Source organism: Streptomyces sp. NPDC042371 (genome assembly GCF_056437465.1).
In genome coordinates, this window is the sequence record NZ_JBWKAP010000007.1 from 139,647 (window position 1) to 163,341 (window position 23,695).

Annotated in this window: 27 protein-coding genes and 1 pseudogene; 12 read left to right on the top strand and 16 right to left on the bottom strand. The window is 71.9% G+C overall.

Translation table 11 applies throughout. The annotated features are described in order from the left end of the window. Positions 1–13 precede the first annotated feature (13 nt). Positions 14–349 carry a hypothetical protein gene (locus AC068B_RS22290; protein ID WP_478673415.1) on the top strand — a complete coding sequence of 112 codons (336 nt, stop codon included), beginning with the start codon at positions 14–16 and terminating at the stop codon, positions 347–349. Continuing rightward, positions 346–1,362 (top strand): glutathione S-transferase family protein, encoded by a 1,017-nt coding sequence (locus tag AC068B_RS22295; RefSeq protein WP_478673416.1) that lies wholly within the window; start codon positions 346–348, stop codon positions 1,360–1,362. Before AC068B_RS22290 ends, AC068B_RS22295 begins: the two co-directional genes overlap by 4 nt. Positions 1,363–1,369: 7 nt before the next feature. Here the strand turns inward: AC068B_RS22295 and AC068B_RS22300 are convergent, their stop codons facing one another. The 3 genes from AC068B_RS22300 to AC068B_RS22310 all read right to left on the bottom strand — a co-directional run bounded on the left by AC068B_RS22300 (position 1,370) and on the right by AC068B_RS22310 (position 3,816). Then, the gene (locus tag AC068B_RS22300) at positions 1,370–1,621 is read right to left on the bottom strand and encodes a hypothetical protein (RefSeq protein ID WP_356255604.1); all 252 of its coding nucleotides are present in this window, start codon (positions 1,619–1,621) and stop codon (positions 1,370–1,372) included. Positions 1,622–1,741: 120 nt separating this feature from the next. Continuing rightward, positions 1,742–2,983 carry a glycosyltransferase gene (locus tag AC068B_RS22305; RefSeq protein ID WP_478673417.1) on the bottom strand — a complete coding sequence of 414 codons (1,242 nt, stop codon included), beginning with the start codon at positions 2,981–2,983 and terminating at the stop codon, positions 1,742–1,744. Continuing rightward, positions 2,980–3,816, bottom strand: a complete 837-nt coding sequence (locus AC068B_RS22310) for a MerR family transcriptional regulator (RefSeq protein ID WP_478673418.1) — start codon at positions 3,814–3,816, stop codon at positions 2,980–2,982. The genes AC068B_RS22305 and AC068B_RS22310 overlap by 4 nt, the downstream gene beginning before the upstream one ends. Before the next feature lie 187 nt (positions 3,817–4,003). On the opposite strand from AC068B_RS22310, the gene rpmF reads away from it, so the two are divergent. Next, the gene (gene rpmF, locus AC068B_RS22315; RefSeq protein WP_478673419.1) at positions 4,004–4,174 is read left to right on the top strand and encodes a 50S ribosomal protein L32; all 171 of its coding nucleotides are present in this window, start codon (positions 4,004–4,006) and stop codon (positions 4,172–4,174) included. Between the two features lie 45 nt (positions 4,175–4,219). Here the strand turns inward: rpmF and AC068B_RS22320 are convergent, their stop codons facing one another. Beyond that, positions 4,220–4,453, bottom strand: a complete 234-nt coding sequence (locus AC068B_RS22320) for a hypothetical protein (RefSeq protein WP_478673420.1) — start codon at positions 4,451–4,453, stop codon at positions 4,220–4,222. A gap of 8 nt (positions 4,454–4,461) precedes the next feature. Further along, positions 4,462–5,103 (bottom strand): TNT domain-containing protein, encoded by a 642-nt coding sequence (locus tag AC068B_RS22325; protein ID WP_478673748.1) that lies wholly within the window; start codon positions 5,101–5,103, stop codon positions 4,462–4,464. Positions 5,104–5,438: 335 nt separating this feature from the next. Here AC068B_RS22325 and AC068B_RS22330 point away from each other — a divergent pair, with 335 nt between their 5' ends. Further along, entirely contained in the window at positions 5,439–6,674 is a 1,236-nt protein-coding gene (locus AC068B_RS22330) for a lactonase family protein (RefSeq protein ID WP_478673421.1), read from the top strand. A gap of 30 nt (positions 6,675–6,704) precedes the next feature. Here AC068B_RS22330 and AC068B_RS22335 read toward each other — a convergent pair whose 3' ends face one another. Next, positions 6,705–7,556: a PaaX family transcriptional regulator C-terminal domain-containing protein gene (locus AC068B_RS22335; RefSeq protein WP_478673749.1), complete on the bottom strand. Its 852-nt coding sequence runs from the start codon at positions 7,554–7,556 to the stop codon at positions 6,705–6,707. 35 nt (positions 7,557–7,591) lie between these two features. Further along, positions 7,592–8,239, bottom strand: a complete 648-nt coding sequence (locus tag AC068B_RS22340; protein ID WP_478673422.1) for a GNAT family N-acetyltransferase — start codon at positions 8,237–8,239, stop codon at positions 7,592–7,594. 244 nt (positions 8,240–8,483) lie between these two features. On the opposite strand from AC068B_RS22340, the pseudogene AC068B_RS22345 reads away from it, so the two are divergent. Beyond that, a pseudogene (locus AC068B_RS22345) lies at positions 8,484–9,278 on the top strand (alpha/beta hydrolase family protein); the annotation flags it as partial. Positions 9,279–9,397: 119 nt separating this feature from the next. Here the strand turns inward: AC068B_RS22345 and AC068B_RS22350 are convergent. From AC068B_RS22350 to AC068B_RS22360, 3 genes are all read right to left on the bottom strand, one after another. Next, the gene (locus tag AC068B_RS22350; RefSeq protein ID WP_478673423.1) at positions 9,398–10,549 is read right to left on the bottom strand and encodes a serine hydrolase domain-containing protein; all 1,152 of its coding nucleotides are present in this window, start codon (positions 10,547–10,549) and stop codon (positions 9,398–9,400) included. 153 nt (positions 10,550–10,702) lie between these two features. Next, positions 10,703–12,106, bottom strand: a complete 1,404-nt coding sequence (locus tag AC068B_RS22355; RefSeq protein ID WP_478673424.1) for an amidohydrolase family protein — start codon at positions 12,104–12,106, stop codon at positions 10,703–10,705. 271 nt (positions 12,107–12,377) lie between these two features. Continuing rightward, positions 12,378–13,151, bottom strand: coding sequence for an SDR family NAD(P)-dependent oxidoreductase (locus tag AC068B_RS22360; protein WP_478673425.1), 774 nt, complete (start codon positions 13,149–13,151; stop codon positions 12,378–12,380). 143 nt (positions 13,152–13,294) lie between these two features. On the opposite strand from AC068B_RS22360, the gene AC068B_RS22365 reads away from it, so the two are divergent. Continuing rightward, positions 13,295–14,668: a HEAT repeat domain-containing protein gene (locus AC068B_RS22365; protein ID WP_478673426.1), complete on the top strand. Its 1,374-nt coding sequence runs from the start codon at positions 13,295–13,297 to the stop codon at positions 14,666–14,668. Here the strand turns inward: AC068B_RS22365 and AC068B_RS22370 are convergent. After that, complete coding sequence (locus tag AC068B_RS22370; protein WP_478673427.1) at positions 14,655–15,254, bottom strand: isochorismatase family protein; 600 nt, start codon at positions 15,252–15,254, stop codon at positions 14,655–14,657. The genes AC068B_RS22365 and AC068B_RS22370 overlap by 14 nt on opposite strands. A gap of 69 nt (positions 15,255–15,323) precedes the next feature. Here AC068B_RS22370 and AC068B_RS22375 point away from each other — a divergent pair, with 69 nt between their 5' ends. Then, positions 15,324–15,611, top strand: coding sequence for a DUF1232 domain-containing protein (locus AC068B_RS22375; RefSeq protein WP_478673428.1), 288 nt, complete (start codon positions 15,324–15,326; stop codon positions 15,609–15,611). Here the strand turns inward: AC068B_RS22375 and AC068B_RS22380 are convergent. The 3 genes from AC068B_RS22380 to AC068B_RS22390 form a co-directional block, all read right to left on the bottom strand. Then, complete coding sequence (locus AC068B_RS22380) at positions 15,576–16,289, bottom strand: DUF2470 domain-containing protein (protein ID WP_478673429.1); 714 nt, start codon at positions 16,287–16,289, stop codon at positions 15,576–15,578. The genes AC068B_RS22375 and AC068B_RS22380 overlap by 36 nt on opposite strands. A gap of 146 nt (positions 16,290–16,435) precedes the next feature. After that, positions 16,436–17,092, bottom strand: a complete 657-nt coding sequence (locus AC068B_RS22385; RefSeq protein ID WP_478673430.1) for an MBL fold metallo-hydrolase — start codon at positions 17,090–17,092, stop codon at positions 16,436–16,438. Continuing rightward, positions 17,092–18,177, bottom strand: a complete 1,086-nt coding sequence (locus AC068B_RS22390; protein ID WP_478673431.1) for an S-(hydroxymethyl)mycothiol dehydrogenase — start codon at positions 18,175–18,177, stop codon at positions 17,092–17,094. Before AC068B_RS22390 ends, AC068B_RS22385 begins: the two co-directional genes overlap by 1 nt. 120 nt (positions 18,178–18,297) lie before the next feature. On the opposite strand from AC068B_RS22390, the gene AC068B_RS22395 reads away from it, so the two are divergent. Then, positions 18,298–19,110, top strand: coding sequence for an ABC transporter permease (locus tag AC068B_RS22395; protein ID WP_478673432.1), 813 nt, complete (start codon positions 18,298–18,300; stop codon positions 19,108–19,110). 132 nt (positions 19,111–19,242) lie between these two features. Here AC068B_RS22395 and AC068B_RS22400 read toward each other — a convergent pair whose 3' ends face one another. Next, positions 19,243–19,413 (bottom strand): hypothetical protein, encoded by a 171-nt coding sequence (locus tag AC068B_RS22400; RefSeq protein ID WP_478673433.1) that lies wholly within the window; start codon positions 19,411–19,413, stop codon positions 19,243–19,245. A 104-nt stretch (positions 19,414–19,517) separates the two neighbouring features. Between AC068B_RS22400 and AC068B_RS22405 the strand changes: the two genes are divergently transcribed. The 4 genes from AC068B_RS22405 (at position 19,518) to AC068B_RS22420 (ending at position 23,151) form a co-directional block, all read left to right on the top strand. Further along, a complete protein-coding gene (locus AC068B_RS22405; RefSeq protein WP_478673434.1) occupies positions 19,518–20,009 on the top strand; it encodes a glutathione peroxidase in 492 nt (163 codons plus the stop codon). A 77-nt stretch (positions 20,010–20,086) separates the two neighbouring features. After that, positions 20,087–20,590, top strand: coding sequence for a hypothetical protein (locus AC068B_RS22410; RefSeq protein WP_478673435.1), 504 nt, complete (start codon positions 20,087–20,089; stop codon positions 20,588–20,590). A gap of 279 nt (positions 20,591–20,869) precedes the next feature. After that, positions 20,870–22,084: a D-alanyl-D-alanine carboxypeptidase family protein gene (locus tag AC068B_RS22415; protein WP_478673436.1), complete on the top strand. Its 1,215-nt coding sequence runs from the start codon at positions 20,870–20,872 to the stop codon at positions 22,082–22,084. Between the two features lie 53 nt (positions 22,085–22,137). Then, positions 22,138–23,151 (top strand): Gfo/Idh/MocA family protein, encoded by a 1,014-nt coding sequence (locus AC068B_RS22420; RefSeq protein WP_478673437.1) that lies wholly within the window; start codon positions 22,138–22,140, stop codon positions 23,149–23,151. Between the two features lie 49 nt (positions 23,152–23,200). Here AC068B_RS22420 and AC068B_RS22425 read toward each other — a convergent pair whose 3' ends face one another. Then, positions 23,201–23,614, bottom strand: coding sequence for an SsgA family sporulation/cell division regulator (locus AC068B_RS22425; protein WP_478673438.1), 414 nt, complete (start codon positions 23,612–23,614; stop codon positions 23,201–23,203). Positions 23,615–23,695: the final 81 nt, after the last annotated feature.

Sequence of the window (23,695 nt, forward strand, 5' to 3'; positions counted from 1 at the left end):
CCGCGATGCCACCATGCCACCCAGCGCAGAGGAGTCGCTCGACATGACCGGCACGACGTCCGAGGAACTGCTCGCCGCCCAGGCCTGCTTGCGCCTGCTGCACACCGCGCGCGCCACGCTCTCCGACTCCGCGTCGGTCTCCCCCGTGGCCGCGGCGACGCTGCTCGCGGGGCCGATCGCGGAGGCCGACGAGGCGCTGCGCCGCGCGGGCCTCGCGGGCAACGAAGCAGTGCTCATCGACCGGATCTACGACCTCGCGCCGCCTCCCCCGCGCTCCGCGGAGCCGGGCCCGTCCGAGGGGCGGACCCCGATGACGCACTCGTGCGCGTGCGAGGGCAGCCAGTCATGAGCGCGGAGCAGGGCAATGCCTCGTACGGACACAAGGAGTTCAAGCGTTCCAAGAGCCACTTCGCCGACCGGGTCACGGCGGACGGCAGGGACGGCTGGCCGGTCGAGGCGGGGCGCTACCGCCTGGTGGTGAGCCGGGCCTGCCCCTGGGCGGGCCGTGCGCTCATCTCGCGACGGCTGCTCGGTCTGGAGAGCGCGGTGTCCCTGGCCGTCACGGACCCGATCCAGGACGACCGGAGCTGGCGGTTCACGCTGGATCCCGACGACCGCGACCCGGTGCTCGGCATCCGCTTCCTGAGCGAGGCGTACGACGCCCGGGAGAGCGGCTATCCCGGCGGGGTCAGCGTTCCCGCGCTCGTGGACGTGCCGAGCGGCAAGCTGGTCACGAACGACTTCCAGCAGATCACGCTGGACTTCGCCACGGAGTGGACGGCCCTGCACCGCGAGGGGGCGCCGGAGCTGTACCCCGAGGCGCTGCGCGACGAGATCGACACCGTCATGGACGGCATCTACCGCGACGTCAACAACGGCGTCTACCGGACCGGTTTCGCCCCCGACCAGGCGGCTTACGAATCCGCGTGCGCCGAGGTCTTCCGCCGCCTCGAACTGACCGCCGAGCGCCTGTCGAATCGCCGGTACCTCGTCGGGGACACGCTCACCGAAGCCGACATCCGCCTGTTCTGCACGCTCGTGCGGTTCGACGCCGCTTACCACGGCCACTTCAAGTGCAACCTCTGGAAGCTGTCCGAGGACCGCGTCCTGTGGGCGTACGCCCGGGATCTGTTCCAGACCCCCGGCTTCGGCGACACCATCGACTTCGACCACATCAAGCGGCACTACTACCAAGTGCACACGGGCATCAACCCGACCGGCATCGTGCCGCTGGGCCCGGACCTCTCGGGCTGGCTGACGCCGCATCACCGGGAGGAGCTCGGCGGACGCCCGTTCGGCGACGGCACACCTCCGGGGCCCGTGCCCTCCGGGGAGGAGGTGCCGGAAACGGGGCGCCCCTGAGCCGCGGTCACGGCCGTGTCGGCTCCTTGTCGGGCTTCCAGGTGAACTTGTCACCGCCCACCCAGCGCACGGTGTCCGGGTCGTCGAGGTCGTGCACGGTGATGCCCGCCATGGCGGCCGCGTCCAGGACGTCCGTGACGCTCTTCGCCTTGCCCACCACCTCTCCGTCGATCTCCACGATGCGGAACGGGGGCCAGCCGGGCTGGACCCCGAGGACCGTGATCCGGGGGTTCGCCATGTACAGGAAGCTTTCGGTCATATCCGGAACTCTTCCACGGCGACCCACGAACCCGCCTCGCAAGTCGGCCGCTCGGGCTACCAGCCCGAGGGTCGACGGCGGGGAGGCGGTACGCAGGGCTCGGACACGTCGGACACGAACCTAGAGCGCCCGCTCGACCGCCTTGACGACATGCCCGGCACCGTCCTCCTTCGCCATCTGCCGGGCGATGCGTTCGGCGGCGCTCGTGTACGCACCCTCGCGGACGACACGACCGAGCGCGTCGGCCAGGCCGGGTGCGGTGAGGTCCTTGAACGGGACGGGAGCGGTCGCCACCCCCAGGGAGGCGAGCCGGGCGGCCCAGAAGGGCTGGTCGGCGGTGACCGGCACGGGGACGGCGGGAACACCCGCACGGAGCGCCGCCGCCGACGTGCCCGCCCCCGCGTGGTGCACCACGGCCGCCACCCTAGGGAACAGCAGCGCGTGCGGCACCTCGCCGACCGTCAGGATGTCGTCGCCGGACGCCGCGAGACCTGCCCGGCCCGCCTGCAGCACCCCGCGCAGCCCGGCGGCGCGCAACGCCGCCACCGCGATCCCGCTCAGCCGCTCCCCGTCCCCTGCCGCCATGCTGCCGAACCCGATGAACACCGGCGGCGGCCCGGCCCGCAGGAAGTCGTCGAGCTCCGACGACAGCCGGTCGGCCGGGGCGTGGTGCGGCCACCAGTTGCCCACGACATCGAGTCCGGGGCGCCAGTCCGCGGGCCTCGGCACGACGGCAGGACTGAAGCCGTGCAGCACCGGCCACCGCGCCCGCTCCTGTCGGACGCGGACGCTCCGCGGCATTGCGGCGGGCAGGGAGAGGCGGGCCCGCAGGTCGCGTACCGCGTCGGCGTAGACGCGGTCGACCATGCGCAGGGAGAAGGCGCCGAGGGCGCGGTTCCCGAAACCGCCGAGCGACCGCGTGCCGCCGACGACCGGCGGGAACGCCCGGGTGGCATGCGTCGGCTGCAGATAGGCCCCCACCGCCGGTACGCCCATCGCCTCGGCCAGCTGCCAGCCGAGCGGAGCCGTGGTCGTGGAGAGCACCAGGACGTCGGCGCCCCGCACGGCGGCGTCGACCAGCCCCGACCCCAGCTCGCGCACGAAGGCCGAGGCCGACCGCATGAGTTCCTTGCGCCCGCCCGCACCCTGCGCGCCCGTGCTCTCCCCACCCACGCTCTCCCCACCGGCCGGACCGGCGGGCAGCTCGCGGAACCGCAGGCCCGCGGCCTCGACGAGCGGTGCGAAGGAGCCGTGGGTGGCGAGCGCGACGTCGTACCCGGCCGCGCGGAGCCGGAAGCCGAGACCGGTGTAAGGGGCGACATCGCCGTAGGAACCGGCCGCGGTGATCAGAACGTGTGTCATCGGATTCTCTCAACCTCAGGTTTAGCGTGAGGGTTACCCTCGGCCTCAGGTCGAGCCTGAGGTCCCGTGCGACGCTCGGCATTGCCCCGTACCGCCGTACGCAGATACGCGGCGAGCCCCGGCCGCTGCCGGGACGGTGGCACGACGAGTGCGAACGCGCGGGCGTCGTCGGCGAAGTCGTCCGCGATGCGCAGGTGCATCTCGGGCGGGCACGGCGTGAACCAGCGGGCGATGTGCTGCCGGTGCGCCTCGGCCAGCTCCAGGGCCCGTTCGCTCTCCGCGGTCACCCCGGCGTCGAAGGCGGCAAGCAGCTCCTCCCGCCACTGCGCGGCCTCACCCATGAGGTCCGCCCAGTCCTCCTTGGTGTGTTCGGCGGCGCTCCGCATGGCCGCGCGATGCCCGGCGCTGTCCTGCCACTTCAACTCCGCCTCGGTGGCGTAGCTGAGATCGAAAGTGATCTCGCCGAACACCTCGAACCGCTCCCGGGGATCGAGACTCACCCCGGTCTGATGCACCTCCATCGCCCGCTCGGCGACCTCCACCAGCCGCTCCAGCTTGTCGATCTGCTCACGCAGCGCCCGGCGCCTGGCCTTGAGTCGGCCGAGGGCGTCGGCCTGCGGATCGGTCAGGATCTCGGTGATCTCGTCGAGGGTGAAGCCGAGTTCGCGGTAGAAGAGGATCTGCTGCAGCCGGGCCAGATCGGCTTCGCTGTAGAGGCGGTAGCCGCTTGCGCTGCGCCCACCGGGCGCGAGCAGCCCGGCCCGGTCGTAGTGGTGCAGGGTGCGGACGGTGACGCCCGCAAAGCCTGCGACCTGACCGACGGTGTAACTCATGGACCTCGCCTTTCGTCGACGCCCAGCCTGAAGCCTGACGCGACGTGAGGGTCAACCGGGGCGGCCGGATCCGGCGGACCACCGCCCTCCCCACCCCCCAATTACTAATGGGATCCATTTTCATATAGCGTTCGAGTGATCGCTCCGATCACCGTTCCCGAATACCGCCCCCCACCCGGAGGACCCCATGGCCGTACCCAAGAGGAAGATGTCCCGCAGCAACACCCGGCACCGCCGCGCTCAGTGGAAGGCCACCACCGCGCAACTGGTGCCCGTCACGGTCGACGGCGTGCCGCACATGGTGCCGCAGCGGCTGGTCAAGGCGTACGAGCGGGGGCTGCTGCACCCGGAGAGCTGACGGCACGACACACATGCGGTCGGACACGAGACACACGCGGTCGGGTCAGGTCAGCTGGCGCAGCAGATGCGCGCAGGCGGCCGCCTCGTCCGCGTACCGGGCGAGGGGCTGGTGCACGCCCCGTTCGTACGTTCCGACCTCCCACTCCCCGCCCTCGACCCAGCGCAGATAGACGAAGTCGGGGGGCGTGGGGGCAGGCTCGTGAACGCCGTCGATCCAGTAGTAGCCGTCGGCGACCCGGGCATCGCGCAGGGCCGCCGCCGCTTCCCTGACGTCCACTCAGGCGCTCAGTCGTTCGCGGGCTCGAGGTAGCCGTGCTCCAGCAGCCACTTCACGTTCAGCCGCTGCCCCTCGCCCGGGTCCAGAAGGGCCGGGTCCAGCTTGATCTGCTGACCGTGGCCGGGCTGCTCGAACCAGGGGGCGATGCTGCCCTGCCAGACGTGGAACGGCTTGCTCACCTCGTAGACGCGGTAGTCGCAGGCGAAGGCGGCGTCGCGGGTGCTGAGGTTCTGCGGGGGCAGGGCGCGCTTCGCGTAGGGGTCTCCGGCAGGCGCGAGGTATCCCCCGAACTCCGAGCCGAAGCGGTCCAGCTCCTCGCCCTCCTCCAGGAGCTCACGGTGCTTGTCGACCTGGCCGTTGACGGTGTCGAAGCCGTCGTTGGGCGGGTACTTCCAGCTGCCGGTGTCGGCCGGGCCCTCCCAGTACTTCTTCAGGAAGGCCTTCGGGGACAGCTTGCCGGTCCGCTTCCAGTCCTTCAGGAGCGGGCCGACGGGGCGCTGCCACTTCTTGGGCAGCCAGGCCGGGCCGAGGCGGGCGTCACCGTGGAACTCCCCCGTGCACGGCTCGTGCGCCGCGCCTGCGGCCGCCGGGGGCGCGGGGGCGGCCGGGGCGGCGGAGGCCGCGGCGCTCGCGGCGGGTGCAGCCGCCATGGCGCTCGCGACACCGAGCGCGGCCAGGACGGTACGGATCCGAATCACACGGCTGTGGTCCACTCAGCAACTCCTCATGCATGTGCGTGCAGTTGGCAATGATCGCTCGCACACCGTATCGGAGCAGTGGCTCTCCGTTGTTCCCTCTGGTCAAGTCGCCGTGATGTACGCCCCCGTTGGCCGATTCCGGTCGCTGCCGCCAGCGCCCGGCACCGCCCCTGCCGCTCCCCGCACGGTCCTGCCGCCGCGCCGACGCGCGTGCCTCTTGTCCGGTCGCTCAGGTAAGGGGCACTGTGTCTGCCACATCCGTCACCACCGACCCACGAGGTGCAGGTATGAGCAGCGGAGCAGAGTCGGGCGCGGGTTCCGGTAGCGGCCCGGGGCGGCGGCGGTTCCTCGGTGCGTTGGTGGGGGCGGCCACCACCGCGGCGGTGGCCTCCACTTCCGCCTGCGCATCGCCGGACCGGGCGAGCCGGGAGCCCTCCGGCCACACCCGCCGCAACACCGCGTCCGACGTGGTGCACCGCCCGCGCAGCGAGGGTCAGCTGTTCCTGGGGACGTACACCTCGCAGGAGGGCGGCGGCTCGGGCATCGGCCTGGCCACGTACGACGACACGACGGGCCGCATCACCGGCACCGGCACGCTCGGCGGCGTCCCCGACCCGTCCTACCTGGCGCTGCATCCGTCGGGCCGCACGCTCTACGCGGTCAACGAGCGGGAGAAGGGCGGGGTGACCGCCGTCGCGCTCTCCCCCAGCGGCGAGCACGACGTCCTCGGCACGCGGGACACCGGTGGCGCGGGCCCCTGTCACCTCTCCGTGCACCCGGGCGGCCGCTGGCTGCTCAGTGCGAACTACGGCTCCGGCAGCGTGGCCGTCCACCCCATCGGGACGTCGGGAGCGCTCGGCGAGCGGACGGACCTGGTCACGCACTCCTCGCCGCCGCCCGGCCCGGGCCAGCAGGGGCCGCACGCCCACCAGATCAGCACCTCTCCGGACGGCCGCCACGTCCTCGCCGTCGACCTCGGCAACGACACCGTCTACACCTACCGTCTCGACGAGAAGGCGGGCAGGCTCAGCCGCGTCTCGTACGCGAGCCTGCGGCCGGGCGCGGGTCCGCGCCATCTCACGTTCCACCCGTCGGGGCGCTTCACGTACCTCGCCAACGAGCTGGACAACACGGTCGTCGTCTGCGCGTACGACCCCGCCACCGGCCGCCTCACGCCCGGCGAGCCGCAGTCGACGGGTACGGGTGAGGGCACCAGCTATCCGGCCCAGATCGTGGTGACGCGCGAGGGACGCTTCGCCTTCCTCGCCAACCGGGGGCACAACAGCATCACGCGGTACGCGATCGAGGGCGAGGGAGCCCGGCTGCGGCTCCTCGACACGGTCTCCGTCGGCGGGGACTTCCCGCGGCAGCTCGCGTTCTCGCCGTCCCAGCGGCTGCTGTTCGCCGCGAACCAGAAGTCGAGTTCGGTGAGCGTCTTCCAGGTCGACGGGGAAAGCGGCGCGCTCCGCCTCGCGGGCAAGCCGTTCGCCGCGCCGCTCGCGGTGTGCGCGCTGCCTCTCTAGCCGGGTCCAGTTCGGTCCGGTGGGGCGGCTTCAGCGCGTGACGCGGTCTGCCGCCTCTCGGGTGATGTCGGCGTAGAGGCGAAAGAGGGCCGGGCGGGCTTCGTTCTGGTCGCGGTCGCGTTCGTACAGGGCCGCCCAGCACCGGGCGATGTCCTCCCTGGCCTGGGTGCCGGGCCAGGGCCGGGGCAGGAGCTGGGGCGGCAGCAGCGGGTCGGGGTCCATGGCGCGGGTGAGCTCGGCTGCCAGCTCGACGGCGATGGTGAGGAGTGCGGACGAGGAGAGTTCGGCCGGTCCTGTGAGCCGGGCCAGGCGGGGCCGGGCGACGCGGCTGAGGCGGTGGTAGCGGTCGGCGATCTCTTGCAGGGGCCACAGCTGGCGGGCGAGTTCGGCGGGCTCCTGGGTGTCGCCCCTGCGCAGGTCCGTCGTGGTGAGGAGAGTGAGTGCGCCGTGGGCGCCGACGCGGTGGGCCGCTTCTTCGACGTACGGCTCCCATCCGTTGGCGCAGACGTACAGGCCGCCCTGGAGCGGGGCGCCGCCGAGGTGGACGAGCGTCTCACGCAGGGTGTCCCGGGCGGTCCGCGCCGATTCGGGGACCGCGAAGGCGGCCAGGTGCCAGACACCGTCCCAGGGTGCGGTCCCGGCGTCCTGCCGGAATGCGTGCCGCAGGAAGTCCGCGTTGGGGGCGAGGGCACGCGTGGTGTCCGTGGTCGCGTGCAGCTGCGCCTTGCGGCCCCGGCCCTCGTGGGTGAACCGGCCTTCGGCGACGAGGCGTTTGACGCACAGCCGTACCTGCTGGTCGCTCATGCCCAGGGTGTTGGCGACGGTGTACAGCTCGTCCGCGCCGACGGTGCCGTCCTCGCGGATCAACGCGTGGACGAGCATGCGGGTGGGGACCTCGACGCGGTCGGCCTCGGTGCTCACAGTTCTCTCGCCCTTCTTCCCGCAACGGTGCGGTGCATGGTGGTCACCGCGCCGAAGCCCAGGAGCCTGCGCAGGTAGGGCGTGCGCTCGGTGCGTACGGCCGTGAATGCGCGTCGCTCGTACAGGGCCCTGGCGCGCGGGTTGGTGTCGATCACGTCGAGTCTGATCTCCCGGCAGCCCTGCTCCGCCGCGATGGCGGCCACTTCCTCGATGAGCAGGCTCCCGACGCCCCGGCCGCGCATGTCCGGGTGCACGGCGATGCCGTCCATGACGAGCTGCCCGGGGGCCGGGTGACGTTCGAACAGGGCGAGGAGCAGCAGCCGGTGCAGTCCTCGCAGGTGTCCGTACGCGCGCAGCACGGCCCGGGCCGATCCCCCGGTGAGGGCCCGCCCGCCGTGCTGGTATCCGGCGAGGCCGACGAGCTGCCCGTCGAGGAGTGCGCAGACCGCGCGATCGGCGTTCAAGTGGGCGGCGATGAAGGGCACCGCCTTGCGCGGCGGGTTCAGGGCGGGCCCGAGTTTGCGGCCGAAGGCGTTCCAGTACAGCTCGGCCGCCCGCCGCTCGGCTCCGTCCGGAAGGCCCCGCCGCACCGTCACCGGTCCAGCACCGACCCCGTCCCCGGGCCCTGTCGCTTCCAGTCCCATGCTGCGCCCCTTTCTCCCTCCGGCTTCTCCTCCATCCTAGACTCAAATCTATCAACCTCTCTACGATCGTGCTCGAAACGATAGTTTGAGTACCTACTCTCTACCGGACGGAGGCAGCCATCCCATGTGTCCGAAGACCCGGCCCCGACGGCGCGGGCTCCGCATCGCCGTATGGTCACTCGTCGCGATCCTGGTCGTGGCCGGTGGCCTCGTCGGTGTCGTGCTGTGGCAGAACTCGTACGACATGGACGAGCGGCGGGTCTCGATCCGCCACGGCGGCCACACCCTCAAGGGCGTCCTGGCCACTCCCAAGGACGGCCGCAAGCGCCACGGGCTGGTCGTCTACGTCCACGGCGACGGCCCTGTCGACGCCACCCACGACGACGGTTACAAGCCCATGTGGGAGGCGAACGCCAAGGCCGGGTACGCCTCCCTGTCCTGGGACAAGCCCGGCGTCGCGGGCGCGCCCGGCGACTGGCTCGGCCAGTCCATGGACGACCGGGCCGACGAGGCGGCCGCCGCGATCGCCTGGGCACGCGCCCGACCGGACATCGACGGCGACCGGATCGGGCTCTGGGGCGCCAGCCAGGCGGGCTGGGTCCTGCCGAAGATCGCCGCGAAGACGTCCGTGAGCTTCGTCATCGCCGTCTCGCCCGCGATCAACTGGCTCCAGCAGGGCCGCTACAACCTCCTCGCCGAGCTGCGTGCCGACGGCGCGTCAGCAGCCCGCGTCAAGGCGGAGGTCGCCACGAGCGACGCCATCCGACGGCTGCTGGGGCGCCGCGCGACCTTCGAGGAGTACGTCATGGCCATGGGCGGCGACGCGGACGGCATGACCGCCGGTCGCTGGGGCTTCATCTCCAGGAACCACACCGCGGATGCCACACAGGACCTCCGCGCCCTGCGTGGCGTACCGGTGCTGCTGACCCTCGCAGGCCACGACATCAACGTGGACACCGCCGACACGGAACGCGTCTACCGCAAGGTGCTGGGCGCGGCGGGCGCGTTGACGGTCGAGCGCTACCCGGATGCGACCCATTCACTGCTCAAGCAGTCCGTCGAGCGGTCGGAGCTCAAGACGACTCTCACCGCGCTCTTCTCCCCGCACTCGCTCTTCGCGGACGGATTCCTGGACAGCCAGAGGCAGTTCCTCTCCGGTCAGTCGCAGAGAGCGGTGTCCAGCACGCGCTCGGCGTCGTGGCGGCCCTCGTTGTCGGAGCCCGGGAAGGCGGTGACGGCGATGGTGGCGGCGCGGCCGTCGTCGGTCGCGGCCGGGAAGGTCGAGTAGCCGAGGACGTCGCCGTCGTGCCCCCACAACAGGCCGCCGCAGCTCAGCGGGCGGCTGAACAGGCCGAGCCCGTACCGGGTGCCCGCCGGGTACCCGGAGTCGGCCGGGAGCTCCATGGTCCTGCGCATCTGGGCGAGCTGAGCGGGCTTCAGCAGCTTGCCGCCGAGCAGGGCGCCGAAGAAGCGGTTGAGGTCGCTGGGGGTGGAGATCAGGGCACCGGCGGCCCAGGCCACGGACGGGTCCATCTCGGTGACGTCCAGCAGCGGCGCACCCGGCTCCGACGCGGCGTAGCCCTGCGGGTGGGCGCCCCGGATGCCCTGGTCGCCCATGGCCGGGAAGTAGGTGTGCCGGAGCCCGGCGCGACCGATGATCCGACGGGTGATCTCCTCGCCCACCGGGCGGCCGGTGACCTGCTCGACGAGCAGCCCGGCCACGACGTAATTCGTGCTGCTGTACTGCCAGTCCGTGCCGGGCGGGAACGTCGACTTGTGCCGGAGCGCGTGGTCGAGCAGTGTGCGGGGCTCGTAGTAGCGGTGGCGGTTGCCGACCAGGTCGTCGAGGTACTGGACGTAGTCGGGCAGTCCGCTGGTCTGTTGGAGCAGGTGGCGCACCGTGATGCGGCGGCCGTCGATGCCGTCACCACGCAGCAGCCCCGGCAGGTAGGTGTCGACCGGGGCGTCCAGGGCGACCTTGCCCTCGCCGACGAGTTGCAGGACGACGACGGCGGTGAAGGACTTGGTGTTGCTCGCGGCGCGCACCTGCCCGTCGACCGGCACCTTCGCCCCGGTCCGCAGGTCCGCGACGCCCGCGACGGCGTTGTGGGTGCGCCCGTCGCGGCCGGTGACGGCGGCCAGCGCGGCGGGGTAGCCGTCGTCCTGCACCAGCCGGTCCAGCCCCCGCTGGACCGGCCCGGCGACCCGGGTCTGCGCGGCGGACGCGGGCAGCGTGCCCGCCAGGGCCAGGGCGGCCGCGCCCGACACGGCGACCGCCGTGATCCGTCGACGGTGAGAGCGCTTCGACATGAGGGGCCTTCCTCCGTTACGGGGCTGTGGCAGCGGAGTCCAGCCTGCTGGCGGCGCGCACGGGCGCACCATCCGGGCAGCCACAGGAGCACTACTGGGGCTGCCCCCACCTCGGTCGGCCCACGAGCCGCGTCGCGCAGCCCCTCTCCCAGGTCAGGGAGCGGTGGGCAGGTGTGCCGCGGCCCGTTCCGCCGCCTGGACGACCTTCTCGGTGTCCACGCCCACGAGTTCGCCGCCGGTCTTGCGCAGTCTGCCGTCCACGTAGACGTCGGTGATGTTGTGCGGCTGGCCGTTGAGGATGATCTGGCTCGTCCAGTCGAAGCGGGGGGCGAAATTCAAGGTGCCCGGGTCGAGGACGAGGACGTCCGCGCGTTTGCCGGGGGTCAGCGAACCCACCTGGTCGGCCATGCCGATGGCCTCGGCGCCGCCCATCGTGCCCATGCGGAGCACGGCGGGGAGCGTCGGGTGGATCCGCGGGTCCTCGTGCACGGCCCGTTGGAGGCCGACCGCGGCCTTCATGAGAGCGAACATGTCGGAGGTGTCGTTGGTTCCGCCGTCGTGGCCCAGGCCCGCCTTCACCCCGGCCCTGCGCATCTTGGGCAGCGGCATGACGCCCGAGGCGAGACGCATGTTGCTCAGCGGGCAGTGCGCCACCCGTACATCGTGGTCGCCGAGGAGCGCGATCTCCTCGCGGCTCAGGTGTATGGCGTGGTTCATCAGCAGGTCGGGGCCGAATGCGCCGATCTCCCGCAGGGTCCGGATCTGTTCGTCGTCGCGGTCGGTACGGTGCTCAAGGACGTGCGAGTTGAGCATCAGCCCCAACTCCTGGGCCTGCTTCCAGGAGGCGCGCAGCGACGCGACGCCGTCCCTGCGCGCGTGCACCGCCACCTGGGCGGAGGCCAGCGGCAGCGGATCGATGAGCCTCTCCTTGACGACGCGGACCTGTTCCTCCGCTCCCTCGAAGGCGGCCATGGCGTAGACGAAGCGCAGCCCCGCGTCGTCCAGAGCCTGCACGTACTGCTCGCTCGTCGCGTACGGGATCGCGTGCACCCAGTCGACCAGGGTGGTCACGCCCGCCTGGAGGGCGTCGAGTGCGGACAGGTGGACGAAGGCGTACATGTCCGCGGCATCGATCTTCGGCAGCGTCGGGCGGTTGCACGTCTTCAGCCAGCCGACCACGTCCTGGTCCGAGCAGCCGCCTCTGATGCTGGACTGCCACAGGTGGTTGTGGATGTCCACGAACCCCGGCAGCACGAACCGGCCGGAGACGTCCCGCACCCGGGCGTCCGACGGCGCCTCCAGGTCCGTACCGACGTCTGCGATCTTTCCGTGTCGCAACAGGACGTCGGCATTTTCGAGCAGGCCCAGCTCCCCCCTGCCGATATGGGGGTCCATGGTCAGGACGAGTGCGGCGCCCCGGAGCAGGGTCGTTCGCCCGGGACGGTCGGTTCCGGCGGCCGCCGATCCGGTGGCCCCGGAGACGGCGGCGAGGGAGATTCCACCGGCACCGGCGAGGACGCTGCGGCGCTTGGGGCGGGATGTTTTCAGTGGGGTCATTGCGGCGTTATATCGCCGGGCGCGGCGCCGTCGGCAGGCCAGAATCAGCCCATGACGTGGAATCGAGATTTCGCGATGCGGATACCGAAAGGCTCCCAACTCCGGTGCTCCCGGCGTGAATCCCCCGCGGATGCGTCGGCCGACTCCGACCATCACCTCATCCGCGCAGCCGTACGGCCTGCGTCGATGGGTCCGAGGCAGGGCCTGGCGCGAAATCGATTACGCCGTCGAGGCCCCGCCCGTGGAAGCGAGGCGGGGCCCCACCGGTGGCTCAGTTGGACGTCATCCCGCCGTCCACGGCCAGTGCCGTCCCCGTGGAGAACGACGCGCGGTCGCTGCACAGCCACAGGGCCGCCTGGGCGATCTCGACCGGGTCCGCCATGCGCTTCTGCATCTGGCGGGCGACGAAGGCCTGCTCCAGTTCCGGATGCGCCTCGACCGCGTGACTGATCATTTCCGTGCGGGTGGTGCCGACGACGAGCGTGTTGATGCGGATGTCGTGCGCGGCGTACTCGGCCGCGGCGGCCCTGGTCATGCCGAGCACCGCGTGCTTCGCGGCGACGTAGGGCACGGGTGCTCCGGTGGCGACCATCGCCGCCGTGCTTGCCGTGTTGACGATCGCGCCCTTGCCCGCTTCGAGCATGACCGGGATCTGCGAGCGCAGGCAGTTCCAGGTGCCGCGGACGTTCACGTCCATCGTGCGGTCGAAGACGGCCTGGTCGAGCACGTGCAGCGGCGCCAGTTCCGTACCGGCGTAGCCCGCGTTGTTGAACGCGGCGTCCAGGGTGCCGAAGTGCTCGCGCGTGGCGTCGACGGCGCGCTGGACGTCGTCGGTGTCTGCGACGTCGCCGGTGCTCACCGCCGCGCGGCCGCCCGAGTCGTTGATCTCCCGGGCGAGTTGTTTCAGCGTGTCCTCGCGGCGGGCCATCAGCAGGACCGCCGCCCCCTCGGCGGCGAACAGCCGTGCGGCGGCCTCGCCGATCCCGCTCGAAGCCCCCGTGATCATGACGGCCTTGCCGGCCAGCATTCCATTCGATTCGGTCATGCCGTGAGTAAAACCCGTACAGGCCGGGATCACACCCCTCAAAGATCATGAGATCCCCCACAGTGCTCCCCCGCAGTGACAACTCACTTGCGGCGCCGCCGGGACCGGTCCGAGACTCGGTCCGGATCAGGGGGGGCGGGTGGATGGACGAGAACAGGCTCGGTGTGCGACTCACGGCGGCGGTTCGGGCCGGGGATGTCGAGGCGGTGCGGGCGCTGTTGGGCGACGGGGCGGATCCGGACGCGGTGGACGGGAGCGGGCTGCCCGCGCTGTGTGTCGCGATCGCGGCGTACGACGCGCCGGTCGCCGAAGCCCTGGTGGAGGGCGGGGCCGACCCGGACCGGGTGCTGCCCGACGGGACCACGCCGCTGTGGCGCGCGGTCGACGGCGACTCGCACGCGGTCTTCGCGGCCGTGCTCGGCAGGGAGCCCCGGCTGCGGCTGCCGGAATCCGAGCGGGCACGGCTCATCGCCCTGGCCGCCGACTGGTACGGAACAGGGGCGGTCGAGGGGCTGCGGCGCAGGACCGGTGCGGCGGGGCCCGCCACCACGGTCCGGGTCACTGACGACGCGTACGACTGGGTCGATCAGGTCTCGCTCGGCGGGCGCGTCGTACGGGCCGGGCACGGCGCCGTCCTGAGCACGCTGGAATGGGCCTTCCGGATCCTGACCCCCGTCGACGAACTGGTCACCCGCGCCGTCCGGACGTCGGACGAGGAGCATGTCGACTGGTCGGCGGTCTGCTGGGTCCTCGTCGACCGTCGCAGCGACGAGACCTGGTCGGCCGTGGTCGCCCACCGCCACCACCCGGACCCGGCCCGCCGTCGTTTCGTCGCCGACCACCTGCGGACACGCTCGTTCGTCGACTGCGACCGTCCCCGCTACGGCGAGCGGGAGACCGAGGTCCTGGTCGCCTGGTCCGCCGAGGAGAGGGACAGCGCGGTCCTCGCCAAGGTGCTCGGCGCGCTCACGGAGTACGAACACCCGGACCTGGAGGCCGCCGGGCTCCGCCACGCCGACCACCCCGACCCGCGCGTACGCCGCGAAGTGCCGGACGCCTTCCTCACGAACGACGGCGGTCGGCGCTCTCCGGCGGGCAGGGAGGCGCTGCTCGCCCTCACCCGAGACCCGGACACGGAAGTGCGGCTCAGGGCCTGCTCGGTGGGCGCGGCCGACGAGGTCCTGCGGTCCGAGGTCACCCGGGCGCTGGTCCTCATGATCGAGGGCCCGGACGCCGCTGTGCGCAGGAGGGCGGCCGAGATCCTGGCCGCTTCCGCCGACCGCGGGCCCGCCGTCACGGACGCCCTGATGGCGATGCTGGACGAGGACGACCAGATCCTGCGTCTGGAGGCCGCATGGGGGCTGGCCCGCCGCGACGACCCGCGCACCGAAGAGGCGTACGAGCGCGTGGGCCCTCTCGGTCCGGGCTTCGAGGAGGACCACCGGGCCGGTGCACTTCTGCACTGGAGGTGGCGGAGGCGGGACGCGGCGGCCGCGGCCTCCGCTACGGCTTCGTGAAGCCCACGTCGGACGCCCGCGCGACGATCTCGACCTCGTCGCCGAGGGTCCACTCCGCGACGCGCGACACCGTCGCCGCGGGCACCACGTCGCTGATGCCCTCGGCGGCCGGGATGTCGTAGGTCCCGTGGGCGTCGTGCGGCAGGACGACGCGGAAGCCGAGGTCCAGGGCGGTGCTCGCGGTCGCCCGCACGCACATCTCCGACATCACGCCGCAGACGGCGAGTTCCTTCACCCCGGCGTCGCGCAGCAGCCCTTCGAGCGGGCTCTCCTCGAAGCCGTCGTCGACGGTCTTGCGCAGAAGGACCTCGCCCCGGTCCGTGTCGAGGGGCAGGTGGATCTCCCAGCCGGGAGTGCCCGGTTCGTCGGAGGTGCCGGGCTCCCCGTCGTTCTGCAGCTGGATCACGACCGCGCCGCTCTCGCGCGCCCTGGCCAACAGCCCCCGCACGCTCTCCAGGAGGCGCGCCACGCCGGGCACGGCACCGTCGCCGTCGACAAAAGCCTTCTGCATGTCGACGACGATCAGTGCCTGGACGGGCGCGACGGCCTGGTCGGGGGCGAGGGACGGGATGGGCTGCGTGGGCATCGGCGGGTTCGTCACCCCGCCATCATCCCTACGAGACGCGAGACCTCAACTTGATTAACGTACGGGGGTATGAGCACGGATCTGACCGTCCTCCTCGTCGTCGCCGCCGTTCTGGTCGCCGCGACCCTCGCCGTCGCGGTCGCTCTGCTCATACGTCTGGTCCGAACCCGCCGCGCCCTGCTCAGAGCCGGGCTTCCCGTGGAGCGGCAGTGGGTCTTCTGGGGCGCGGTCATCTATCTCGTGCTGCCCACCGATCTGGTGCCCGACCCCGTCTACCTCGATGACATCGGGGTGCTGCTGCTGGCACTGCGGTCGCTGCGGTCAGCCTCCGACGGGCCGTCCGCGCCGCGTGGTTGAGAGGCGGGCCTTCATCAGGAGGGCGTGCATGCACTCCGTCACCTGTGTGACGTCCTCGACGATGTGGTGGAACGGGAGGCGGACGTCCGCCTGGCCGCGGGCGCGTTCGAGGCGCAGGGAGATCCCGTGCCGGTCGATGGCGAGCGGGCGGACCCGCACCACGCCTTGCAGGCTGTCGGGGCTGATGAGGCGGGTGAGCTGCTCGACGGCGTCCGGGTGGGCGTCGGCGAGGTGGGTGAGCAGGCGCGGCTCCGCCTCGGCGAGCAGATCGGGCACGGTCAGGGCGAATTCGTCGAGCTCCACCCCCTGGCGCTCCCCGTTGGAGTCGTGCAGCACGGCGCACGTCGGCTCGAAGACGAGGTGCTCGCCGTCGTACCCCAGCGCCCCGGAGAGCCAGAGCCGTGCGCGGATCCGGTCCCTCATCGGCACCGGCGAGACATCGGCGAACTCGACCAGGGTGGACGGCTCGCCGCGCGGCGCACAGATGAGGGCGGCGGCGAGCGCGCTGTCCTCCGGCGGCGACAGGAGGATCCTGCCGTCCTCGGTCACGGTGTGCGCGCCCACGAGTTCGTCCCTGCCGATCTCCGTGGTCACCGCGCAGGACCACGCGGTGGCGAGCACGGAACGCGCGCGTGCCGCCGCTGTGGGCACGGTTGTGCTGCTGTGACGGACACCCATCCTCAACCTCCATTAGGTAAGCCTTGCCTAACTTATCGAAGATTGCTGAACAGGGCCAGTACGCGTCTCGGCCCCGCGGGGCGAACCACGCGGGGCCGAGAGACGTACGTCGAGCGGCGGAAACGGGCGTCGGACGGAGCCCGGCGTCAGTGCCCTCGGGCGATCCACTCCTCCAGATGCGGCGCTTCGGCGCCGACCGTGCTGCTGTCGCCGTGCCCGGTGCGCACCACCGTCTCGGACGGCAGCGTCAGCAGCCGCTCCTTGATGGACTCCACGATCGTCGGGAAGTCGCTGAAGGAACGACCCGTGGCACCCGGACCACCGGCGAACAGCGTGTCGCCGGTGAAGACCGTGCCGAGGGCGGGCGCGTACAGACTGACCGCGCCGTGGCAGTGGCCCGGCGTGTGCAGCACCTTCAGGACCGTGCCCGCCACGGTGAGTTCCTGCCCGTCGGACAGCTCACCGTCCGGGGCACGGTCGGGATGGGTCTGCTTCCACAGCTCCGTGTCGGCCGGGTGCAGCAGGATCGGCGCGCCCGAGCGGGCCGCGAGCGCCGGGGCCGCGTCGATGTGGTCGTCGTGCGCGTGCGTACAGACGATCGCGACAAGACGCCGCTCCCCCACCGCGGCCGCGATGGCGTCCGCGTCGTGCGCGGCGTCGATGACGACACACTCACTGTCGTCACCCACGATCCACACGTTGTTGTCGACCTCCCAAGTGCCGCCGTCCAGGGAGAAGGTCCCCGACGTGACGAGCTGGTCGATCCGCGCGCCGGACGCGCCCGCAGCAGCTTCGGCCGCCATCAGAACATCACCACCGAACGGAGGACGTCACCGTGGTGCATGCGCTCGAAGGCCTTCTCCACGTCCTCCAGGGCGATGGTCTCCGTGACGAACGCGTCCAGGTCCAGGCGACCCTGCTGGTACAGGTCGATGAGCATCGGGAAGTCGCGGGACGGCAGGCAGTCGCCGTACCAGCTCGACTTGAGGGCACCACCGCGCCCGAAGACGTCAAGCAGCGGCAGCTCGATCTTCATCTCCGGCGTCGGCACTCCGACCAGGACGACCGTGCCCGCCAGGTCGCGGGCGTAGAAGGCCTGCTCGTACGTCTCCGGGCGGCCGACCGCCTCGATGACGACGTCGGCTCCGTTGCCGCCGGTCAGCTCGCGCACCGCCTCGATGGGGTCGGTGGAGCGGGAGTTGACCGTGTGCGTGGCGCCGAGGCCCTTCGCCGTCTCCAGCTTCTTGTCGTCGATGTCCACGGCGATGATCCGGGAGGCTCCCGCGAGGCGGGCGCCCACGACCGCGGCGTTGCCGACGCCGCCGCAGCCGATGACCGCGACCGAGTCGCCCCGGCCCACGTTGCCGGTGTTGATGGCGGCGCCGATGCCCGCCATCACGCCGCAGCCGAGGAGTCCGGCCGCGGCGGGCGAGGCGGCCGGGTCGACCTTGGTGCACTGCCCGGCGGCGACGAGGGTCTTCTCGGCGAAGGCGCCGATACCGAGCGCGGGCGAGAGCTCGGTGCCGTCCGCCAGGGTCATCTTCTGCTTCGCGTTGTGTGTGTCGAAGCAGTACTGGGGGCGGCCGCGCCGACACGCACGGCACTGCCCGCACACCGCGCGCCAGTTGAGGATCACGAAGTCGCCGACCGCGACCTCGGTGACGCCCTCGCCGACCGACTCCACGAGGCCCGCCGCCTCGTGCCCGAGCAGGAACGGGAACTCGTCGTTGATGCCGCCCTCGCGGTAGTGCAGGTCCGTGTGACAGACCCCGCACGCCTGGATCTTCACCACGGCTTCCCCCGGGCCCGGATCCGGGACGGTGATCGTCTCGATCCGCACCGGCTCGCCCTTCGCGCGTGCGATCACGCCCTGCACCTGCTGCGCCATGACTTCAGCCCTTCTATCTCTGCACGTCTTACTCCCACATCGTTACAGGTCGAGCGCCCCGACACAGCACTCCCTCCGCTCCATTCCGGGTCCACGCGTCCCGGGATCTAGGGTGTGCCCGTGCGCACCCTCGCCGCCCAGGCCCTGCTGCCGGTCAACACGGCTCTTGCCGTCGCCCTGCTCGTGCTGCTGCTGGCCGCCGCGACGACGGCGGCCGTCTTCCGGCTCGCCCCCGACGGCTCGCGCGGCAGGGCCCGGGAGATCGTGGTCGCCGGGGTGCGCGCCACGGCCCAGCTGGCGGCGGCCTCCCTGGTGATCGCCTGGGTCGTACACCACACGGCCGCGCTGTACGCCTTCCTCCTCCTCATGTTCGCCGTGGCCACCCGCACGGCGGGCCGACGCATCACCCAGAACTCCACGTGGTGGTGGGCGGCGCTGCCCGTCGCGGGACCCGTCGTCCCCGTGGTGGCCGGACTGGTCCTCGCGGGCCTGCTCCCCGTGCGGGGCATCGCCGTGATTCCCGTGACCGGCATCCTCATCGGCGGAGCCCTCACCGCGACGGTCCTCGCGGGGCGCCGCGCCCTCGACGAGCTGCGCACCCGGTTCGGCGAGTTCGAGGCGGGCATCGCCCTCGGCCTGCCCGACCGCGACGCGCGCCTCGAAGTGATCCGCCCGGCCGCGTCGGACGCGCTGCTGCCCGGGCTCGACCAGACCCGGACGGTGGGCCTGGTCACCCTGCCCGGCGCGTTCGTCGGCATGCTCCTGGGCGGCGCGTCACCGGCACTCGCCGGAGCAGTGCAGCTCTTCGTCCTGATCGCCCTGATGGCGGTCCAGGCGATCGCCGTGGCCCTCACGGTCGAACTGGTCGCTTGCGGTCGACTGCACCGTGACGCCAATACGCCCCCGCGAGAAACCGCGCCGCCACCGCGGTGACACGCCCGGCCCTGCGCGACGCGTCCGCGGCACGGTCCCGGTCGTCGCCTCCCCCTGCGTCCCCTGCGTCCGCCTCGGGCTCCGCGCGGCGCCGCACGCTCTTCTGCTTGGTGAGCCGAACGGTCCGACGGGTCACGCGTGCCTCCCCTTCGTACGCCTGCCCTTCCGCAGACACACGAACGCCGGAACCACGCTGTCCGCGTCCGCGTCGTGCAACAGATGCCGCATCTCGGCCACCTCACCGTCACGGATGCGCCGCGCCAGTTCTTCCTCTGTCACGTCCAGGTCTGCAATGGTCGCCATGACTCCCCCTCAGGCGGTGACCGGATGCGTCATCGCGCTCGCGGGAGGATTCGAAGCTGCGGGCAGAGGGGATTGCGTGAAAGCCGGAGCGTATGCTCCGGATCATGTCTGTCTACGAAGCGGTGGAAATCGAAAGCCTCCAGGGCGGCCCCGCCGACCTGCGTCAGTACGAGGGCAAGGCCGTGCTTGTCGTCAACGTTGCGTCCAAGTGTGGTCTCACTCCGCAGTACGCGGGGCTTGAGCGGCTTCATGAGCGGTATGCGGCTCGTGGGTTCAGCGTGGTCGGCGTGCCCTGCAACCAGTTCATGGGGCAGGAGCCCGGCACCTCGGAGGAGATCGCCGAGTTCTGCTCGGCGACGTACGGCGTGACCTTCCCGATGACGGAGAAGGTCGACGTCAACGGCGAGCACCGGCACCCGCTCTACACGCGCCTCGTCGACACGGCGGACGCCGAGGGGCACACAGGTGACGTCAGGTGGAACTTCGAGAAGTTCCTCGTGGACCCGTCCGGCAACGTCGTCGCGCGCTTCTCGCCGCAGACGGAGCCCGACTCCGCCGAGCTCGTCGCCGCCGTCGAGAAGCACCTTCCGGCCTGACCTACGGCGACTTCGGTCCGCCCGTCATCGACTTTCGGGCGACTCGTGAGCGGGGCCCTGCCGCCTAGCGTCGAAGCATGGCTTCCGTCCGGCGGCTCGGTCCCGCTGTCGCGCTCTTGTGCCGGGATCGGCATGAGCGTCGAGCTGACACAGGCGATCTCGCGCTGCACACCGTGTGGAGCATCCTCGTCCCGATCACCCTCGTGGAGACCTGCGCCCCGAAGCGGCGGACGGAGCCGTGGCTCGGCCGCGCCGGATACGCCGCGACCGGCGTGGTGTACGCCCTCGGCGCCGGGCTGGTCTTCTGGGGGAACTACGCGGAGGAGCACTTCCTCGCCTCCCCCGCCCAACTCGTCTGCATCAGCGTCGTCATCGCCGCGCTCGTCGTGACGGACGCGTACGAATGGGTCGGCGTCGCGGTGTGGTGCGTCGTCGCGGGCGCCAGGACCGCTACGGTTCTGCGCCTGTCGCGGAGGCAGGGGTGGGGGGGCAGCGGCATGTCTTCGTGCTCGCCGCGGGTGCCCTCGTCACCTATATGTGGGCGTCGTTCCCCGTACGCCCGGAAGGCGGCGGCTCGCTGACGGCCGATCTGGTCAGCAACGCGGTGTGCGCGGTGGTCACCTCGGGTGTGCTGGGCATGGGCGTGGCCGTGCTGCGGGGCGAGCAGCCCGGTCCCTCTGCACAGGGAGCTCTCCATCGCGCGCCCGAGCCAGCCGCCGTGCGGGGCAAGCGAAGTGACGGGGCGACACCTTCACGGGCGACCGGGCCAGGACCTCCCTCGGCCTCCGCACGGAGCAGCGATACCTCCAGCCGGGCCAAGCCGATCTGCGGACTCCGGACAGCGCTCATACGGTGGCTGAATGGTCATCAGGTACCTTTCGCGTCCCTCCTCCGTACGCACCGCGGCCCTCGCCCTCGGTGCTCTGGTCCTCCTGTCCTCACCGGTTCTGTCCTCACCGGTCGCGGCCTCCGAGGCCCCGGCCGAACCCGCGCCTCCGCGGCCGGTCCCCGCATACTCCTCGACCCTCCTCGACCGGGCGGGCACCCAGGTCAGGCCAGGCCCCGGCGCACCCCCGGTGCCCGCCGGGGTGTCCGCGCTCGCGTGGGTGGTGGCGGACGCCCATACGGGCGAGGTGCTCGGCGCACGGAACGCGCACCGGCCACTGCCGCCCGCCTCGACGCTCAAGTCGCTCTTCGCCCTGGCGACGCTGCCCCGCCTCGACGCCCACATGCGGCACGTGGTCTCGGAGCACGAGCTCGACCAGGTCGGTGAGGGCAGCAGCATGGTGGGCGTCGCGGAGGGGCGCGCCTACCAGGTCGCCGACCTGTGGCGGGGCGTGTTCCTCAGCTCGGGGAACGACGCCGTGCACGTCCTCGCGGGGCTCAACGGCGGTCTGCAGAAGACGGTCCAGCGGATGCGCGCCAAGGCCCGCGAGCTGGGCGCGCGCGACACGCACGTGGTGTCGCCGGACGGCTACGACGCGGCGGGGCAGGTCTCGTCGGCGTACGACCTCGCGGTCTTCGGCAAGGCCGGGCTCGCCGACCCTGAGTTCGCCCGGTACTGCTCGACCCGGACCGCGCGCTTCCCCGCGGGCGGCTGGTCGTACCCCATCCAGAACACCAACCGGCTGCTGACCGGCGCCGACGGCGTGACGCCCTACCCGGGGCTGCTCGGCGTCAAGAACGGCTACACCAGCCATGCGGGCTCCACCCTCATCAGCGCGGCCCAGCGCGGCGGGCGCACCCTCGTCGTGACGGTGATGAACCCGCAGGCGGGCGGCGGACGGGCCGTGTACGAGGAGGCGAGGTCGCTGCTCGACTGGGGGTTCGCGGCGGCGGGAAAGGTACGTCCGGTGGGATCGCTGCTGCCACCGAAGGAGACCCGCCCGGCGGCCAGCCCCGCGCACGCGGGCGAGCAGACCACCCTGGCCGTGCAGCCGGGCGACTCGGACTGGCCTGCGCTGCTGCTGGTCGTCGCGGGCTCGGGCGTGCTGCTCGCGGGGTGCGTCCTGGCCGTCCGGCGGCGGAGGGCTACGGTGGCCCGGCGCAGGGACGCGCGGCGCGTCATCGAGTGAGTCGTGGGCGCGGGGATACGGGGATATTCGGGGAGATTCGGGGAGGTCTACCGGTGAGTGAGCTGCTGGGGGTGGCCGTGCTCGGGGCGGGCCACATGGGTGCCGACCACGTGCGGCGAATCGGCGAGACGGTGGGCGGGGCCCGTGTGGTGGCGGTCGCGGACCCCGACACGGCGCGGGCCGAGGCCGCGGTGGCGGGGCGCGAGGGAGTGTCAGTCCACCGGGAGGCGCAGGACGCGCTGCGTGCCCCCGGGGTGGACGCGGTCCTGGTGGCCTCGCCGGAGGCGGCGCATGAGGAGGCTCTTCTGGCGGCCTGCGCACAGGGCCTGCCGGTGCTCTGCGAGAAGCCTCTGACCCCAGATTCGGCCGCGGCCCTCAGGGTCGTCGAGGCGGAGGCCCGCCTCGGGCGCAGGCTGATCCAGGTGGGGTTCATGCGCCGGTACGACACCGAGTACGCGGCCCTGAAATCGCTCCTCGACTCCGGGGACCTGGGGCGCCCCCTGCTGCTGCACTGCCGCCACCGAAACGTGTCCTCTCCCCCGCACTTCACGTCCTCGATGCTGATCAGCAGTTCCGTCTCCCACGAGATCGACGCGGCCCGGTGGCTGCTCGGCCAGGAGATCACCGCGGTCACGGTGGTACGGCCGACGCCGTCGGCGGACGCTCCGCGGGGTCTGCTCGACCCGCAGCTGGTGCTCTTCGAGACGTCCGGGGGCGCGGTCGTCGACGTGGAGGTCTTCGTCAACTGCGGATTCGGCTACGAGGTGCGGTGCGAGGCGGTCTGCGAGCGGGGCAGCGCGCAGGTCGGGGACGCGCACACGATGGTCGTACGGACGCCGGGCCGGGCGCACGAGGACGTGGCGCAGGACTATCTGGTGCGCTTCGCCGATGCGTACGACCGCGAGGTACGGGCGTGGGCGGCCGCTGCCCGGGACGGCCGGGTCACGGGGCCGAGCGCGTGGGACGGGTACGCGGCGGCGGCTGTCGCGGAGGCGGGCGTCTCCGCGCTGCGCACCGGCACGCGCGTCGCGGTGGAGATGGCGGGGCGGCCCGCGCTGTACGGCTGAGCTGTCCGCGCGCTTCGGCTGAGCGTGGAGTACGGCTGAGCGCGGTCCCTCAGACGCCGCCGAGCAGCCGCGAGAGTCCCTGGTCGAGATCGAGGCCCTGCCCCTCGCCGCCCGCGGGCACCACGGCGTACGACCGCACCAGGAACCTGCGCAGCGCGAGCTTGTCGAACTGCACGAGCGCCAGACCCTGGTGCGAGTGGAACTCCAGGACCGTCCGGGCCCGCCCGCACGGCCAGATGTGCACGTCACCACTGCCCGCCGGTGCCCCGAGCCCCTCCTCCAGGAGCTGACGGGCGAAGATCCAGGTGACCTCCACGCCGTCGAGCGACGCCTGTGAGGGGAAGGCCATCTGGATGGCCAAGGGGTCCTCGGCCGCATAGCGCAGGACGACGGACAGAGCGCGTTCGCGACCCTCGGGGGTGATGAGACGGGCACGGGCGGGCTGTTCGAGGGTGACGGTCATGATCGTGCTCCACTTCTGATGTTCCAGCGCTCGGTATCCGGCTGCGGGGACTCCTGTGCCCTTATGACCCCTCACCGAGGG

Coding starts and splice junctions, on each gene's coding strand:
- AC068B_RS22290 (WP_478673415.1), top strand. CDS start 14: ATGCCACCCAGCGCAGAGGAGTCGCTCGACATGACCGGCACGACGTCC.
- AC068B_RS22295 (WP_478673416.1), top strand. CDS start 346: ATGAGCGCGGAGCAGGGCAATGCCTCGTACGGACACAAGGAGTTCAAG.
- AC068B_RS22300 (WP_356255604.1), bottom strand. CDS start 1,621: ATGACCGAAAGCTTCCTGTACATGGCGAACCCCCGGATCACGGTCCTC.
- AC068B_RS22305 (WP_478673417.1), bottom strand. CDS start 2,983: ATGACACACGTTCTGATCACCGCGGCCGGTTCCTACGGCGATGTCGCC.
- AC068B_RS22310 (WP_478673418.1), bottom strand. CDS start 3,816: ATGAGTTACACCGTCGGTCAGGTCGCAGGCTTTGCGGGCGTCACCGTC.
- rpmF (WP_478673419.1), top strand. CDS start 4,004: ATGGCCGTACCCAAGAGGAAGATGTCCCGCAGCAACACCCGGCACCGC.
- AC068B_RS22325 (WP_478673748.1), bottom strand. CDS start 5,103: ATGGCGGCTGCACCCGCCGCGAGCGCCGCGGCCTCCGCCGCCCCGGCC.
- AC068B_RS22330 (WP_478673421.1), top strand. CDS start 5,439: ATGAGCAGCGGAGCAGAGTCGGGCGCGGGTTCCGGTAGCGGCCCGGGG.
- AC068B_RS22335 (WP_478673749.1), bottom strand. CDS start 7,556: ATGCTCGTCCACGCGTTGATCCGCGAGGACGGCACCGTCGGCGCGGAC.
- AC068B_RS22340 (WP_478673422.1), bottom strand. CDS start 8,239: ATGGGACTGGAAGCGACAGGGCCCGGGGACGGGGTCGGTGCTGGACCG.
- AC068B_RS22350 (WP_478673423.1), bottom strand. CDS start 10,549: ATGTCGAAGCGCTCTCACCGTCGACGGATCACGGCGGTCGCCGTGTCG.
- AC068B_RS22355 (WP_478673424.1), bottom strand. CDS start 12,106: ATGACCCCACTGAAAACATCCCGCCCCAAGCGCCGCAGCGTCCTCGCC.
- AC068B_RS22360 (WP_478673425.1), bottom strand. CDS start 13,151: ATGACCGAATCGAATGGAATGCTGGCCGGCAAGGCCGTCATGATCACG.
- AC068B_RS22365 (WP_478673426.1), top strand. CDS start 13,295: ATGGACGAGAACAGGCTCGGTGTGCGACTCACGGCGGCGGTTCGGGCC.
- AC068B_RS22370 (WP_478673427.1), bottom strand. CDS start 15,254: ATGCCCACGCAGCCCATCCCGTCCCTCGCCCCCGACCAGGCCGTCGCG.
- AC068B_RS22375 (WP_478673428.1), top strand. CDS start 15,324: ATGAGCACGGATCTGACCGTCCTCCTCGTCGTCGCCGCCGTTCTGGTC.
- AC068B_RS22380 (WP_478673429.1), bottom strand. CDS start 16,289: ATGGGTGTCCGTCACAGCAGCACAACCGTGCCCACAGCGGCGGCACGC.
- AC068B_RS22385 (WP_478673430.1), bottom strand. CDS start 17,092: ATGGCGGCCGAAGCTGCTGCGGGCGCGTCCGGCGCGCGGATCGACCAG.
- AC068B_RS22390 (WP_478673431.1), bottom strand. CDS start 18,177: ATGGCGCAGCAGGTGCAGGGCGTGATCGCACGCGCGAAGGGCGAGCCG.
- AC068B_RS22400 (WP_478673433.1), bottom strand. CDS start 19,413: ATGGCGACCATTGCAGACCTGGACGTGACAGAGGAAGAACTGGCGCGG.
- AC068B_RS22405 (WP_478673434.1), top strand. CDS start 19,518: ATGTCTGTCTACGAAGCGGTGGAAATCGAAAGCCTCCAGGGCGGCCCC.
- AC068B_RS22410 (WP_478673435.1), top strand. CDS start 20,087: ATGGCTTCCGTCCGGCGGCTCGGTCCCGCTGTCGCGCTCTTGTGCCGG.
- AC068B_RS22415 (WP_478673436.1), top strand. CDS start 20,870: ATGGTCATCAGGTACCTTTCGCGTCCCTCCTCCGTACGCACCGCGGCC.
- AC068B_RS22425 (WP_478673438.1), bottom strand. CDS start 23,614: ATGACCGTCACCCTCGAACAGCCCGCCCGTGCCCGTCTCATCACCCCC.